Source organism: Ruegeria sp. (genome assembly GCF_040830605.1).
In the GTDB taxonomy this organism is placed as follows: domain Bacteria; phylum Pseudomonadota; class Alphaproteobacteria; order Rhodobacterales; family Rhodobacteraceae; genus Ruegeria.
This window is the reverse complement of record NZ_JBFOMD010000001.1, coordinates 132644-146542: the sequence shown is the minus strand read 5'-3', so window position 1 is coordinate 146542 and position 13899 is coordinate 132644. Positions and strand designations below refer to the sequence as shown.

Below are 13899 nucleotides of genomic sequence, written 5' to 3'. Positions count from 1 at the left end.
CTCACCCTCCGCGCAGGCGCTGCATCAGATAGACTTCGCTGTCGGGGTGGATCGGCTCGTTCAGGCTGCCCGCGATGATCCGCCCGTCGACGGCCACGGACACGCCCGCGTCGATAGGACCTTGCAGCGCCGGATAGGCGCGGACCAGTTCGCGCAACAGCTCGCCGGTATCCGAGGCCTCGACCTCGACCACCTGCCGGCCCCCGGTCAGAGACCGAAGGCCGGACCAGAGGTTGACCTCAACCATTGTCCCTGAGCGCCGCGAGGATGCGCGGCGGTGACATCGGCAATTGGCGCATCCGCACACCCGCTGCGTTCGACACGGCATTGGCGATGGCCGCCAGCGGCGGCACGATGCCGGTTTCCCCGACCCCGCGCACGCCGAACGGATGACCCGGATTCGGCACCTCTACGATCACCGTGTCGATCATCGGCAGATCCGAGGCCACCGGAATGCGGTAGTCGAGGAAGATCGAGTTCTGAAGTCGTCCGTCCTCGCCATAGATGTACTCTTCGTTCAGCGCCCAGCCGATACCCTGCACCGCGCCGCCCTGATATTGCCCCTCGACATAGGCCGGATGGATCGCCTTGCCCGCGTCCTGGATGACGGTGTAGCGGGTGACAGCGGTCTTACCGGTTTCCGGATCAACCTCGGCATCGACGATATGGGTGCCGAAGGACACGCCGGCCCCTTCCGGCGTCGCCTCGAAATGGCCTGAGATCGGACCACCGGTCGAGCCCATATTGGCCGTGATATCGGCCAGTGGCATCGGGTCGAAATCGCCCGCGTTGGGGCCCGAAGGCACGGCGCAGCCATCCTCCCACTTCACCGCATCGACCGGAATGCCCCACTTGGCAGCCGCCCGTTCGCATAGCTTTTCGACCGCATTGTGCGCGGCCTTGATGGTGGCGAGACCCGATGCATAGGTCACGCGCGAGCCGTGGGAGACGTCGTTGTAACCCAAGGTGGCTGTGTCCGCGACGGTCACCCGAATGTTCTCGTACGGGATGCCCAACACCTCGGCCGCCATCAGCGCCATGGATGCGCGCGAGCCGCCGATATCCGGCGTGCCGACCATGAGCTGGGCCGAACCATCCTCGGACAGCGCCAGCGACACGGAGGTTTCGCCGCCATGGTTGAACCAGAACCCGCAGGCAATCCCGCGCCCCTGCCCCGGTTTCAGCGGCGCTGCGTAGTGCGGATGCGCCTTGGCGGCCTCAAGCGTTTCCACCAGCCCGATCCGTTCATAGCGCGGTCCATAGCTGGCCTTAGTGCCCTCATGCGCCGCGTTTTTCAGGCGGACATCAATCGGGTCGAGGCCCAGCTTGTTGCACAGCTCGTCGATGACCGATTCCACCGCAAACGCTCCCATCGGTGCGCCCGGCGCGCGATAGGCCGCCTGTTTCGGACGGTTGGCCATCACGTCATAACCCACCTGCCGCACATTGGTCAGGTTGTAAGGCGCAAAGCCGCACATCGCGGTCATGTCACCCGGCGCACCGGGGAACGCCCCCCCTTGCAGGCGGAAGATCCCCTCGGCTGCGGTGATGGTGCCGTCCTTCTTCATGCCGATTTTCACATCCATCGACGCGGACGAGGTTGGCCCCGTGGCCCGGAACACCTCGGAGCGGTTCATCACCACCTTGACCGGCCGGTTGGCCTTGCGGGAGAGCGCCAGCGCCACCGGTTCGATGAACACGGTGGTCTTGCCGCCGAAACCGCCGCCAATTTCCGAGGCGGTGACCCGCAGGTTCGAGGTTTCCATGCCCAGGAGCGCCGAACAGGTCTTTTGCACGATCCAGTGGCCCTGCGTACAGCACCACAACTCGCCCTTGCCGTCATTGCCCAGCGAGGCCAGGCAGGCATGCGGCTCGATATATCCCTGATGAGTGGCCTCGGTGACAAAGCTGTCCTCGATCACCAGATCGGCCTCGGCAAACCCGGTCTCGACATCGCCATGGCCGCTTTCGTGATAGCGCACCACGTTCGGGTGCATCCCCTCGGGCACCGAATAGTCGGCGGCCCCTTCGCGGATCACCGGAGCGTCCGGCGCCATTGCCTTATCCACATCGGTGACGTGCGGAAGCACCTCATATTCCACCTCGATCAGCTTCAGTGCATCCCGCGCCGCCAGTGCCGAGGTCGCGGCCACGGCCGCCACCGCATGCCCGTCATAAAGCGCCTTTTCGCCCGCCATGACGTTTTCCAGCACGTTCCAGAACTCGCCCTCGAGCCCCGGTTTGAACGGCACCTTGTCCGAGAAATCGGCGCGGGTGATGACCGCCTTGACGTCCTGATGCGCCTCGGCCTTCGAGGCGTCGATCTTCACGATCCGCGCATGGGCATGCGGGCTGCGCAGGATCGCGCCATGCAGCATCCCCGGTGCATGGGCATCCGCGCCGAACTTTGCCCGCCCCGTCACCTTGTCCAGACCGTCGGGGCGGTCAGGCCGGGTTCCTACGAATTTGAAATCGGATTTGCGATCGTCCAGAGCCATCACGAAGCCTCCCGCATCTCAGCCGCCGTATCCATCACGGCGCGGATGATCTTGTCATACCCGGTGCAGCGGCACAGGTTGCCCGCCAGCCAGTACCGGGTTTCCTCTTCGGTCGGGTCGGGGTTCTTTTCCAGCAGCGCCTTGGCGGCCACCAGAACCCCCGGTGTGCAGACGCCGCATTGCAGCGCGGCATATTCGATGAACTTTTTCTGCAGCGGATGCAGCTCTTCGCCATCCGCCATGCCTTCGACGGTTTCGATCTGCCTGCCCTCGGCCTCGGCCCCCAGCATCAGGCAGGAACAGACCAGGCGGCCGTCGACCGTCACCGAGCAGGCGCCGCAATCGCCGGTGCCGCAGCCCTCTTTGGCGCCGGTCAGGTTCAGCCTGTCGCGCAGGCAATCCAGCAGGGTTTCGCGCGGATCGCATAGATATTCGACCGTATCGCCGTTTACGGTGGTCGAGACGTGGATCTTGCTCATGCTTGTTCTCCCTTGGCACGGGCATAGGCGATCTTGGCGGCGCGCTTGGCCAGCACACCGGCGACCTCGGTACGGAATTCGATGGTGCCGCGCTTGTCGTCAATCGGGTTGCAGGCGGCAGAGGCGGCGGCGGCCAGCTTATCCAGCGCAGCATCGTCCAGTGCAGTGCCAATGATGGCCTCGGCACAGTCCTCGACCAGCAGCACGGTCGGCGCAACGGCCCCCAGCGACACCCGCGCCTCGGCAATCGTATCGCCATCCAGCCGCAGGTTCACGCCGCAGCCCACCACCGCAATGTCCATCTCTGTGCGCGGAATGAAACGGAGATAAGCATCCCCCGCATTCCGCCCGCGCGCGGGCACATGTACGGCCGAGATCAGCTCTCCCCTTCCCAGCGAGGTGCGGCCCGGCGCGGTCGGGATATCCTCGACCGCAACAACCCGGTCTCCGCCGGGGCCTGTTACCGTCACGGTAACACCAGCGGCGATCATGGCCGGAACGGAATCGGCTGCCGGTGAGGCGTTGCACAGGTTGCCGGTGAGCGTCGCGCGGCCCTGCACCTGGGTCGAGCCGATCAGGTCCATCGCCTCGACCAGCCCGGGCCAGTCGCGGCCAAGCTCGGGATGTTCGCTCATCTCGGCGCCGGTCACGGCAACGCCGAGCGTCCAGCTGCCATCGGCGTTCCGGGCAATGTCCCGCACGCCGCCTATCTTCTTGATGTCGATCAGCGTGTCCGGAGTCACGATATCCGCGCGCAGCTGCACCAGCACATCGGTGCCGCCGGCCAGAAACCGGGTGATGCCCGTTGCATTTGCAGCCAGCGCCGAGGCCTCGGCAAAACTGGCGGGGCTGTGGTAGTCCATCAATATACCTCGCACCTGTTGGTCAGGATTGACTGGGGTGTTCGCCGCGAAGGTAGTGCAGCAATCCGCCCTCGTCCATGTCATGAGCGACGGAAATTTTACCCCTGAAATGTCGTGAACAGACAAAGGGAGGGGCAGGTTTGTCGACTGGTTATGTCAGTTGACTGGACAGCGCCGCTCTCAAGTCTTTACCAGCCGGCTTTTTGGACCGGAATCAAGGGCGAAGCCCGCCGGGCCGCGACCTCCCTCCCCCTTGGAAGGGCGCATTGGCGATGTCCCGCGCCGCCCGGCCGTCCTTCAGGACTTTTGAGATAAAGCGCTAATCTCATCCGCCATGAGCGCCCACCCGAGGGAGGCCGCGGCCCTCTGATCGGCTCGGGAGGCCACCGTCATCGGAGCCGCCCGCGCGGCTTGCCAGTTTTACCAAGCCCGAATCACGCGTCAGGATCACAGTTCACCACGCAAATGCCAAAGCTCCGGAAACAGTTCCACCTCGAGCATCCGGCGCAGATACTGCACGCCCGAGGTGCCACCGGTGCCACGCTTGAAGCCGATCACCCGCTCAACCGTCGTCACATGGTTGAACCGCCAGCGGCGAAAGTAATCCTCAAGATCCACCAGCTTTTCGGCCAGCTCGTAGAGATCCCAGTACCGCGCGGTGTCCTCATAAACCATCAGCCACGCCTGCCGCACCTCCGGATCGGCGGCGTGAGGGCTGTCCATCCGCCGGACCTGCGCCCCGAACGCCACCCCGGTCCGCGCCGACAGCGCATCCAGCGCCACGTGGTAGAGCGAGGGGCGCTTCAGTTCCTCCGCCAGCATCCGATGCAGTTCCGGCCGGTGCTCATGCACCTTCATCATCGCCGTATTGCGATTGCCCAGCATGCACTCGATCAGCCGATACTGATGCGACTGAAAGCCCGAGGAACTGCCCAGCGCCTCGCGGAACGCGGTGTAATCGCTGGGCGTCATCGTCCGGAGCACGTCCCAGGCCGAGTTCAGCTGATCGAAGATCCGCGCCACCCGGCTGAGCATCTTGAAGGCGGGCCGGAAATCCTCGCCCTGCTGCAGCAATTGACGCGCCGCCGACAGCTCGTGCAGCACCAGCCGCATCCACAGCTCGCTGGTCTGGTGCTGGATGATGAAAAGCAGCTCATCATGAGCATCGGAGTGCAACTGATGGGTCGCCAGCAGCTCATCCATATGCAGATAGTCGCCATAGCTCATGTCCTTGGCATAGGACATCTTGGCGCCGTCCTGGCTGGGGTCGTAGGCTTTGGGCATCTGGTTCAGTCCTCAAGCAGTTCCGTAAGCAGCGCAGAGCCGGGCCGGCCCAGCTCCTCGACCACGCTGAAGTGATCGTGGCCCGGGTCGAAAACGTTCGGCACCTGCCACGCTTCGGACAAAACCCGCGTTTGGCGCACCAGTTCCGGGCGCTCGTTTGCGCCGACCCAGCAGGTAACCTGCACCCCTTCGCGTCTGGACAACAGCGCCGGGCTCTGCGCGGCGGCCTCGGCCGCATCCAGGCGCAGGGTTTGGCTCATTTCAGTATGCAGCAACGGGCGCAGATCGTGGATACCGCTGACCGCAACCACCTTTTCGACCCGATTCGGCAGCGGCCCGTCCGCACAAGCCATGCGCGCCACCAAATGCCCGCCCGCCGAGTGGCCGACCAGACGGATCGGCCCGGCGACATGCCGCGCCGCCTCTTCGATCGCCGCCCGCACCTCGTCCACGATCCGGCTCAACCGCGCCTCGGGCGCCAAAGTATAGCTGGGAATGGCCAGCGCCCAGCCCTGCGACAGCGGCCCGGCGGCGAAATGGGACCAGTAGCTCTTGTCGAGCATCTGCCAGTAGCCCCCATGGATGAACACGACCAGCCCCCGCGCCTCACCTTCGGGGCGGAACAGGTCCAGCCGGTTGCGCGGGGCATCGCCATAGGCGATGTCGAACTCTCCACCTTGCTCGCGCCATGTGGCCGCCTCGGCCGCCCAGCGCGCGGGCAGCTCATCGGACCCGGGCACATAGCCGGAATTGTCGAACGCATCGTCCCAGTCGATCATGCACCTCTCCTCCGCCTTTCAGGCTACGCTTGCACCCCAATTACTTCAAGCCTGAAACTTTATACTTGAAATAAAACCGCCGCCGCGCAACCATACCCTTGCGGGCATGGGGAGGACACGAATGCGCGTTGCATGTCTGGGAGGCGGCCCGGCGGGCCTCTACTTTGCGATCTCGATGAAGCTGCGGGACCCCTCGCATGAGGTCACCGTGATCGAGCGCAACAAGGGCGACGACACGTTCGGCTGGGGCGTGGTGCTGAGCGACGACGCTCTGGAGAACCTGACCGCGAACGACCCCAAGAGCGCCGAGGCGATCCGCGCGAATTTCGCCTATTGGGACGATATCGCGGTGATCCATGACGGGCACCGCACCGTCTCGGGCGGGCACGGGTTCGCCGGGATCGGACGCAAGGCGATGCTGCTGCTGTTGCAGGATCGCGCCCGCGAGTTGGGTGTTGATCTGCAGTTTCAGACCGAGGCGCGCCCGGTGGCCGAATATCAGGCCGAGTACGATCTGATCGTGGCCTGCGACGGGCTGAACTCGCGCGTGCGCAGCGATCTGGCCGAGCATTTCAAACCCGATATCGACACCCGAAAGTGCAAGTTCATCTGGCTCGGCACCCATCAGAAATTCGACGACGCCTTTACCTTCATCTTCGAGAAGACCGAACACGGCTGGATGTGGATCCACGCCTACCAGTTCGACGCCGACACCGCGACGGTGATCGTGGAATGCAGTCAACAGACCTGGGACGCCTGGGGCTTTGAACACATGTCCAAAGAGGACAGCATCGCCACCTGCGAGCGCATCTTTGCGGCACATCTGGACGGGCATGCGCTGATGTCCAATGCCAGCCACCTGCGCGGTTCGGCGGTGTGGATGAACTTCCCCCGGGTGCTCTGCGAGACATGGCACCACCAGAATGTGGTGCTGATGGGCGACGCGGCGGCAACCGCGCATTTCTCGATCGGCTCCGGTTCCCGGCTGGCCTTCGACAGCGCGATCTCGCTGGCCAATTACCTGCATTCCGAGCCGACCATGGAACAGGCGTTCCAGCGCTATCAGGAGGAGCGGCGGCTTGAGGTGTTGCGCCTGCAATCGGCGGCGCGGAACTCGCTGGAATGGTTCGAGCAGGTGGAACGCTATCTCGACATGGACCCGGTGCAATTCAACTACGCGCTGCTGACCCGGTCGCAGCGGATCAGCCACGAGAACCTGCGGCTGCGGGACGGCGCATGGCTGAACGGGGCGGAAGGATGGTTCCAGACCCGCTCGGGCGGCGCATCCGAACCGGTGCGTGCACCGATGTTCGCCCCCTACCGGCTGCGCGGCATGGAGCTGACCAACCGCATCGTGGTTTCCCCCATGGCGCAGTACAAGGCGGTCGAGGGCTGCCCCACCGACTGGCATCTGGTGCATCTGGGCGAGCGCGCCAAGGGCGGTGCCGGGCTGGTCTATACCGAGATGACCTGCGTCAGCCCCGAGGGCCGGATCTCACTGGGCTGTCCGGGGCTGTATGCGCCCGAGCATGAGGCCGCGTGGCGGCGGATCGTCGATTTCGTCCACGCCGAGACCCGCGCCAAAATCTGCTGCCAGATCGGCCATTCGGGCCGCAAGGGGTCGACCCAGCTGGGGTGGGAGGAGATGGACGCGCCGCTGGAGAACGGCAACTGGCAGGTCATGTCGGCCTCCCCCATCCCATGGTCCGCCAAAAACCAGATCCCCCGCGAGATGGATCGCGACGACATGAACCGCGTCCGGGATCAGTTCGTTGCGGCGGCAGGGATGGCCGGGCGCGCCAGGTTTGACATGATCGAGCTTCACGCCGCCCACGGCTATCTGATCTCGTCCTTCATCTCGCCGATCTCGAACCAGCGCACCGACGATTATGGCGGCTCGCTTGAGAATCGCATGCGCTATCCGCTGGAGGTCTTCGCCGCCATGCGGGCGGTCTGGCCTGCGGAGAAACCGATGTCGGTGCGCATCTCGGCCAATGACTGGGTCGGCGAACATGGCGTGACCCCGGAAGAGGCGGTTGAAATCGCCCGCCAATTCAGCGCCGCCGGGGCTGATATCATAGACGTCTCCGCCGGGCAGACCACGACCGAGGCCCAGCCGATCTACGGTCGCATGTTCCAGACCCCGTTCTCGGACCGTATCCGCAACGAGGCCGGGATCGCCACCATGGCGGTGGGCAATATCTATGAGGCGGACCATGCCAACTCGATCCTGATGGCGGGCCGCGCCGATCTGATCGCCATCGCCCGCCCGCACCTGGCCGACCCCTACTGGACCCTGCACGAAGCTGCCCGGATCGGCGACCGCCACGCCGAGTGGCCCCTGCCCTATCTGGCGGGCCGGGATCAGGCCTGGCGGCTGGCGGATCGCGAGGCGGAAATGGAGATACGGGCATGACTGCAATCGCAAAACGGACCGAACGGGAACCCGACAGCAAGGCGCGCCTGCGGCTCTGGCTGAAGCTGTTGAAAGTGTCCCGCGGCATCGAGGCCGACCTGCGCGAGAACCTGCGTGTCGAGTTCGCCTCGACCCTGCCGCGCTTTGACGTGATGTCCGCGCTCAGCCGCCATGGCGACGGGCTGAAGATGAGCGAGTTGTCGGGGCTGCTCAAGGTCTCGAACGGCAATGTTACCGGCATCGTCGAGCGGCTGGTGGAGGAAGGCTTTGTCCTGCGCGAGGCGGTGCCGGGCGACCGCCGCGCCTCGCGCGTGCGGCTAACGCGGAAGGGGGCCGAGGAGTTTGCCCGTCAGGCTTCGGAGCATGAGAACTGGGTGGATCAGTTACTGGGCGCGCTGAGTCCGGATGAGGCGGCAGAGATGACCGAACAGCTGGACAGGATACTGACGGAGGGACCGGCATGAGCGAGGCGACACATTTCCTGTGCGAGATCGGCGACGGCATCGCCCGCATTGCGCTGGACCGGCCCGAGCGCAAGAACCCGCTGACCTTCGACAGCTATGCCGAGCTGCGTGACTGGTTCCGCGATCTGCACTACCGCGAGGATGTGAAGGCAGTGGTCTTTGCGTCGAACGGCGGCAATTTCAGCTCAGGCGGAGATGTGCATGACATCATCGGGCCGCTCACGCGCATGACCATGAAAGAGCTGCTGGCCTTCACCCGGATGACCGGCGACCTGGTCAAGGCGATGGTGAATTGCGGCAAGCCGGTGATTGCGGCCATCGACGGCATCTGCGCGGGCGCCGGCGCAATCATCGCCATGGCCTCGGATCTGCGGATCGCCACGCCCGAGGCAAAGGTGGCGTTCCTGTTCACCCGCGTCGGGCTCGCCGGTTGCGACATGGGCGCCTGCGCCATCCTGCCCCGGATCATTGGCCAGGGCCGCGCGGCGGAATTGCTGTTCACCGGCCGAGCGATGAATGCCGAAGAGGGACACGCCTGGGGTTTTCACAATCGGTTGGTTTCAGGCGCTGAATTGGACGGCGCCGCACGGGAGATGGCGGCGCAGCTGGTGGCGGGGCCGAATTTTGCCCACATGATGACCAAGACCATGCTGGCGCAGGAATGGTCGATGTCGATCGAACAGGCCATCGAGGCCGAGGCGCAGGCGCAGGCGCTTTGCATGCAGACCGGCGATTTCGAGCGGGCCTACACGGCTTTTGTCGCCAAGGAGCGGCCTGTGTTCGAGGGGGATTGATCCGATGATCTTGCGCATGTGGCAAGCTGCGGGAGCCTCCGGCGGGAGTATTTGGGAAAAGATGAAGGGAGGAAGCCGCACATGCCTGACCGAAGTTTCCTGAACTGGCCGTTTTTCGAGGACCGGCATCGCGGCTTGGCGGCGGAACTGGAGCAGTGGTGTGCGGCGCATCTGGAGGTGGATCATGCGGATGTGGACGCGGCCTGCCGCGCGCTGGTTCGGGATCTGGGCGATGCGGGCTGGTTGCAGCATACCGGCGGTGCGCTGGATGTCCGCACGTTGTGCCTGATCCGCGAGACGCTGGCGCGGCATGACGGGCTGGCGGATTTCGCCTTTGCCATGCAGGGGCTGGGGACCGGGGCGATATCGCTGTTTGCCACCGCCGAGCAGCAGGCGGAGTGGTTGCCGCGCACCCGGTCCGGCGCGGCGATGGCCGCCTTTGCGTTGACCGAGCCGCAGTCGGGCTCGGATGTGGCGAATTCGACGATGACGGCGGTGCAGGATGGCGATGACTATGTGCTGAACGGCGAGAAGACCTGGATTTCGAATGGCGGGATTGCCGATGTCTACACCCTCTTCGCCCGCACCGGTGAGGGGCCGGGCGCGAAAGGGCTGAGCGCCTTTGTCATTCCCGCCGGCTTACCGGGGTTCGAAGTGGTCGAGCGGCTTGAGGTGATGGCGCCGCACCCGCTGGCCCGGTTGCGGTTCACCGATATGCGGGTGCCGCGCTCGGCGCTGCTGGGGGCAGCAGGCGAAGGGTTCAAGGTGGCGATGGCGACGCTTGATGTGTTCCGTTCGACCGTGGCAGCGGCAGCGCTGGGATTTGCGCGGCGGGCGCTGGATGAGGCGCTGGCGCGGGCCTCGGCGCGGCAGATCGGCGGCGCGCCGCTGTTCGATCTTCAGATAGTGCAAGGCCATATCGCCGACATGGCGGTTGATGTGGACGCCAGCGCCCTGCTCACCTATCGCGCCGCCTGGGCCAAGGATATGGGCGCCGCGCGGGTCAGCCGCGAGGCGGCGATGGCCAAGCTCTACTCCACCGATCAGGCGCAAAGGGTCATCGACAAGGCGGTGCAGCTTTTCGGCGGCGACGGCGTACGACGCGGCGAAAAGGTCGAGGAGCTGTACCGCGATATCCGCGCCCTGCGCATCTACGAAGGCGCATCCGACGTGCAGCGCGTCGTGATCGCGCGGCAGACCATGGGGGCGTTTCAGGGAGGAGGCTGAACCATGCTGGGACCAACGGCACATGTGGACACGTTCGCGCGGGACAACCTGCCGCCGCCCGATCTGATGCCGGATTTTCTGCTGGACGGGTTCGACTACCCCGAACGGCTGAACGTGGGCGTCGAGTTGACCGACGCCATGGTCGGCAAGGGTTATGGCGATCACACCGCCCTGATTGGCAACGGACGGCGGCGCACCTACAAGGAACTGTCGGACTGGACCAACCGCCTGGCCCATGTGCTGGTCGAGGATCTGGGTGTGAAACCCGGTAACCGGGTGCTGATCCGGTCGGCCAACAACCCCGCCATGGTCGCCTGCTGGCTGGCCGCCACCAAGGCGGGTGCGGTGGTGATCAACACCATGCCCATGCTTCGGACGCGAGAGCTGACCCAGATCGTCGATAAGGCGCAGATCACGCACGCACTCTGCGACACGCGGCTGATGGAAGAGCTGGTGAAATGCGCCAAGGCCTCGGGCTATCTGAAATCCGTGGTGGGGTTCGACGGCACCTCGAACCACGATGCCGAGCTGGACCGGTTGGCACTGGAGAAACCGGTCCTGTTCGACGCGGTCGAGACCGGACGGGACGATGTGGCGCTGTTGGGGTTCACCTCCGGCACCACCGGAGAGCCCAAGGCGACGATGCATTTCCATCGCGATCTGATGATCATCGCCGATGGCTACGCGCGGGAAATTCTGGGCGTGACCGAGGAGGATGTCTTTGTCGGCTCCCCGCCGCTGGCCTTCACCTTCGGGCTGGGCGGGCTGGCGGTCTTTCCCCTGCGCTTCGGTGCAGCGGCGACGCTGCTGGAACAGGCCTCGCCCCCGAACATGGTCGAGATCATCGAGACCTATAAGGCGACCGTCTGCTTCACCGCCCCCACCGCCTATCGCTTCATGCTGCAGGCGATGGATGAGGGCGCCGACCTCAGCTCGCTGCGGGCAGCCGTGTCGGCGGGCGAGACCCTGCCCGCACCGGTCTATGACGAATGGATGGAGAAGACCGGCAAGCCGATGCTCGACGGGATCGGCGCCACGGAACTGCTGCACATCTTCATCTCCAACCGCTTCGACGACCACCGCCCGGCCTGCACCGGCAAGCCGGTCGCGGGGTATGAGGTCAAAGTGCTGGATGCCGACGGCAACGAGACCCCACGCGGCGAGGTCGGCAAGCTGGCGGTGCGCGGGCCTACCGGCTGCCGCTATCTGGCCGATGACCGGCAGGCGGAGTATGTGCGGGATGGCTGGAACATCACCGGCGACAGTTTCATGATGGATGAGGGCGGGTACCTGCATTTCGCCGCCCGCAGCGACGACATGATCGTGTCCTCGGGCTACAACATCGCAGGGCCCGAGGTCGAGGCCGCCCTGCTCGCCCACCCCGCCGTGGCCGAATGTGGCGTGATCGGCGCCCCGGACGAAGCGCGCGGCCAGATCGTCGAGGCGCATGTAGTGCTGGCCGAGGGGCATGAGGGCGACGCGCTGATGGTCAAGGTCCTGCAGGATCACGTGAAGGCCACCATCGCCCCCTACAAATACCCCCGCAGCATCAAATTCATCACCGAACTGCCCAAAACCCAGACCGGCAAAATCCAGCGCTTTCGCCTGCGCGCGGATGAGGCCTGAGCGGAGACAGATATGGCACATGAGATCATTCAACCCGACGGCTGGGCCCCGGCAAAAGGGTATGCCAACGGTATGCTAACTGAGGACGGGCAGCTCTTTGTCGGCGGGCAGATCGGCTGGAACGCGCAGCAGGTCTTCGAAACCCATGACTTCATCGGCCAGATGGAACAGGCGCTGCGTAATATCCTCGATGTGGTCGAGGCCGCCGGGGGGCGGGCAGAGCACATCACCCGCCTCACCTGGTATGTCACCGACAAACGCGAATACCTCGCCCGCCAGTCCGAGATCGGCGCCGCCTACCGCCGGATCATGGGCCGCCACTTTCCGGCCATGGCCATGGTGGTGGTCGCAGGCCTGATCGAGGACGAGGCACTGGTCGAGATCGAGGCGACCGCAGTGATAAGCTGATGCGGCGGCACGTGAGAAAAAGCCGGGACCAACTTCTACGGCCACACAAGTATCGACGCGATACATTTCGGATCAAATCCCGGAGTTCTCCGCACATTCGTCAATTGGCCGCTTTTGGTGACATATCAGGTACTCGGGGTGTGGTTGCGGCGAGTTATTGAGGCAGGGCATGGTTCAATGAAACCAACCAATTGAAAACGGATTGTATGTCCTTTCTGGGTCGGGCTCCCGCCCGCAGCTCGGCGAAATACCCATGTGTCGGGGCGATCTTCTCGTCAAACAGCCGAACGATCCGCCCATCCCTCAGGTCCTGCTCGATCAGTGGCAGCCAGCCGACAATGGCGCCCTGCCCCTCGGCGGCGCCTCGCAACATGACATTGGCATCCTCAAAGAGCGCACCGCGCAAAGCTTCGGAGGGTTTCACACCCTGGGCCGAGAACCAGTCGAGCCAGCCCCAGTGATTGCGTTGGTGCAGAATGGGCGCCGATAGCAGGTCGCCGGGGTCAGCGAAGGGGCCATGCCGCTCGACGAAAGCGGGGCTCGCCACTGCGACGGGCTCAAGCTCAAGCAGCTTGGTGGCATGCGCCGGCATGTCCTGCACCCGCTCCCACCGGATCACGATATCGGCGGACCCGGTCGCCAGATCGCCGGGCCGGTAGGAGGGAAGAAACTCAAGCTCAAGATCCGGATGGCGTTCCCAGAATTCACCGATGCGAGGCATCAGCCATCGGGCGGTGAAAATGGGCCCTGCCGCGATACGGACAACCTTTCGCGGCGCCTCGCGCAGAGCGTCAACAGCCCCCTCCAGCAGCCCGAACGCCTGCCGGGTCGCCTCTGAAAGCTTCTTGCCGTCTTCGGTCAATACAACGGTGCGCCCGGTCCGGTCGAAAAGGCGCCGTCCAAGCTGCTGTTCGAGGCCGCGTATGTGATGGCTGACTGCAGTTGCGCTGACCGACAACTGCTCAGCTGCCGCCCGGAAACTGCCCAGCCGGGCGGCCGCATCAAATGCACGCATGGCAGGCAGGGAAGGAAGCATTGCGGAACATCCATGAGTTTTGCTC

The 13899-nt window shown here is 64.8% G+C and carries 13 protein-coding genes; 6 read left to right on the top strand and 7 right to left on the bottom strand.

What is annotated here, in order from left to right:
* Position 1: 1 nt before the first annotated feature.
* From AB3N21_RS00625 to AB3N21_RS00600, 6 genes are all read right to left on the bottom strand, one after another.
* The gene (locus tag AB3N21_RS00625) at positions 2-247 is read right to left on the bottom strand and encodes a MoaD/ThiS family protein (RefSeq protein ID WP_367933390.1); all 246 of its coding nucleotides are present in this window, start codon (positions 245-247) and stop codon (positions 2-4) included.
* Positions 240-2498, bottom strand: coding sequence for a xanthine dehydrogenase family protein molybdopterin-binding subunit (locus AB3N21_RS00620; protein WP_367933389.1), 2259 nt, complete (start codon positions 2496-2498; stop codon positions 240-242). The genes AB3N21_RS00625 and AB3N21_RS00620 overlap by 8 nt, the downstream gene beginning before the upstream one ends.
* Positions 2498-2977: a (2Fe-2S)-binding protein gene (locus AB3N21_RS00615; protein ID WP_367933388.1), complete on the bottom strand. Its 480-nt coding sequence runs from the start codon at positions 2975-2977 to the stop codon at positions 2498-2500. Before AB3N21_RS00615 ends, AB3N21_RS00620 begins: the two co-directional genes overlap by 1 nt.
* Positions 2974-3840 (bottom strand): xanthine dehydrogenase family protein subunit M, encoded by an 867-nt coding sequence (locus tag AB3N21_RS00610; RefSeq protein ID WP_367933387.1) that lies wholly within the window; start codon positions 3838-3840, stop codon positions 2974-2976. Before AB3N21_RS00610 ends, AB3N21_RS00615 begins: the two co-directional genes overlap by 4 nt.
* Before the next feature lie 447 nt (positions 3841-4287).
* Positions 4288-5124 (bottom strand): tryptophan 2,3-dioxygenase, encoded by an 837-nt coding sequence (locus AB3N21_RS00605; RefSeq protein WP_367933386.1) that lies wholly within the window; start codon positions 5122-5124, stop codon positions 4288-4290.
* A 5-nt stretch (positions 5125-5129) separates the two neighbouring features.
* On the bottom strand, positions 5130-5903 hold the full coding sequence (locus AB3N21_RS00600; protein ID WP_367933385.1) for an alpha/beta hydrolase: 774 nt from the start codon (positions 5901-5903) through the stop codon (positions 5130-5132).
* Positions 5904-6024: 121 nt separating this feature from the next.
* Here AB3N21_RS00600 and AB3N21_RS00595 point away from each other — a divergent pair, with 121 nt between their 5' ends.
* From AB3N21_RS00595 to AB3N21_RS00570, 6 genes are all read left to right on the top strand, one after another.
* Positions 6025-8319 carry a bifunctional salicylyl-CoA 5-hydroxylase/oxidoreductase gene (locus tag AB3N21_RS00595; protein ID WP_367933384.1) on the top strand — a complete coding sequence of 765 codons (2295 nt, stop codon included), beginning with the start codon at positions 6025-6027 and terminating at the stop codon, positions 8317-8319.
* On the top strand, positions 8316-8783 hold the full coding sequence (locus AB3N21_RS00590) for a MarR family winged helix-turn-helix transcriptional regulator (protein WP_367933383.1): 468 nt from the start codon (positions 8316-8318) through the stop codon (positions 8781-8783). Before AB3N21_RS00595 ends, AB3N21_RS00590 begins: the two co-directional genes overlap by 4 nt.
* A complete protein-coding gene (locus AB3N21_RS00585) occupies positions 8780-9577 on the top strand; it encodes an enoyl-CoA hydratase family protein (RefSeq protein WP_367933382.1) in 798 nt (265 codons plus the stop codon). Before AB3N21_RS00590 ends, AB3N21_RS00585 begins: the two co-directional genes overlap by 4 nt.
* A gap of 81 nt (positions 9578-9658) precedes the next feature.
* On the top strand, positions 9659-10804 hold the full coding sequence (locus AB3N21_RS00580) for an acyl-CoA dehydrogenase family protein (protein ID WP_367933381.1): 1146 nt from the start codon (positions 9659-9661) through the stop codon (positions 10802-10804).
* A 3-nt stretch (positions 10805-10807) separates the two neighbouring features.
* Positions 10808-12430, top strand: a complete 1623-nt coding sequence (locus AB3N21_RS00575) for an AMP-binding protein (protein WP_367933380.1) — start codon at positions 10808-10810, stop codon at positions 12428-12430.
* A gap of 12 nt (positions 12431-12442) precedes the next feature.
* Complete coding sequence (locus AB3N21_RS00570) at positions 12443-12838, top strand: RidA family protein (protein ID WP_367933379.1); 396 nt, start codon at positions 12443-12445, stop codon at positions 12836-12838.
* Between the two features lie 154 nt (positions 12839-12992).
* On the opposite strand, the gene AB3N21_RS00565 is transcribed toward AB3N21_RS00570, so the two are convergent.
* The gene (locus AB3N21_RS00565; protein WP_367933378.1) at positions 12993-13853 is read right to left on the bottom strand and encodes a LysR substrate-binding domain-containing protein; all 861 of its coding nucleotides are present in this window, start codon (positions 13851-13853) and stop codon (positions 12993-12995) included.
* Between the last annotated feature and the right edge of the window lie 46 nt (positions 13854-13899).

Coding starts and splice junctions, on each gene's coding strand:
- AB3N21_RS00625 (WP_367933390.1), bottom strand. CDS start 247: ATGGTTGAGGTCAACCTCTGGTCCGGCCTTCGGTCTCTGACCGGGGGC.
- AB3N21_RS00620 (WP_367933389.1), bottom strand. CDS start 2,498: ATGGCTCTGGACGATCGCAAATCCGATTTCAAATTCGTAGGAACCCGG.
- AB3N21_RS00615 (WP_367933388.1), bottom strand. CDS start 2,977: ATGAGCAAGATCCACGTCTCGACCACCGTAAACGGCGATACGGTCGAA.
- AB3N21_RS00610 (WP_367933387.1), bottom strand. CDS start 3,840: ATGGACTACCACAGCCCCGCCAGTTTTGCCGAGGCCTCGGCGCTGGCT.
- AB3N21_RS00605 (WP_367933386.1), bottom strand. CDS start 5,124: ATGCCCAAAGCCTACGACCCCAGCCAGGACGGCGCCAAGATGTCCTAT.
- AB3N21_RS00600 (WP_367933385.1), bottom strand. CDS start 5,903: ATGATCGACTGGGACGATGCGTTCGACAATTCCGGCTATGTGCCCGGG.
- AB3N21_RS00595 (WP_367933384.1), top strand. CDS start 6,025: ATGCGCGTTGCATGTCTGGGAGGCGGCCCGGCGGGCCTCTACTTTGCG.
- AB3N21_RS00590 (WP_367933383.1), top strand. CDS start 8,316: ATGACTGCAATCGCAAAACGGACCGAACGGGAACCCGACAGCAAGGCG.
- AB3N21_RS00585 (WP_367933382.1), top strand. CDS start 8,780: ATGAGCGAGGCGACACATTTCCTGTGCGAGATCGGCGACGGCATCGCC.
- AB3N21_RS00580 (WP_367933381.1), top strand. CDS start 9,659: ATGCCTGACCGAAGTTTCCTGAACTGGCCGTTTTTCGAGGACCGGCAT.
- AB3N21_RS00575 (WP_367933380.1), top strand. CDS start 10,808: ATGCTGGGACCAACGGCACATGTGGACACGTTCGCGCGGGACAACCTG.
- AB3N21_RS00570 (WP_367933379.1), top strand. CDS start 12,443: ATGGCACATGAGATCATTCAACCCGACGGCTGGGCCCCGGCAAAAGGG.
- AB3N21_RS00565 (WP_367933378.1), bottom strand. CDS start 13,853: ATGCGTGCATTTGATGCGGCCGCCCGGCTGGGCAGTTTCCGGGCGGCA.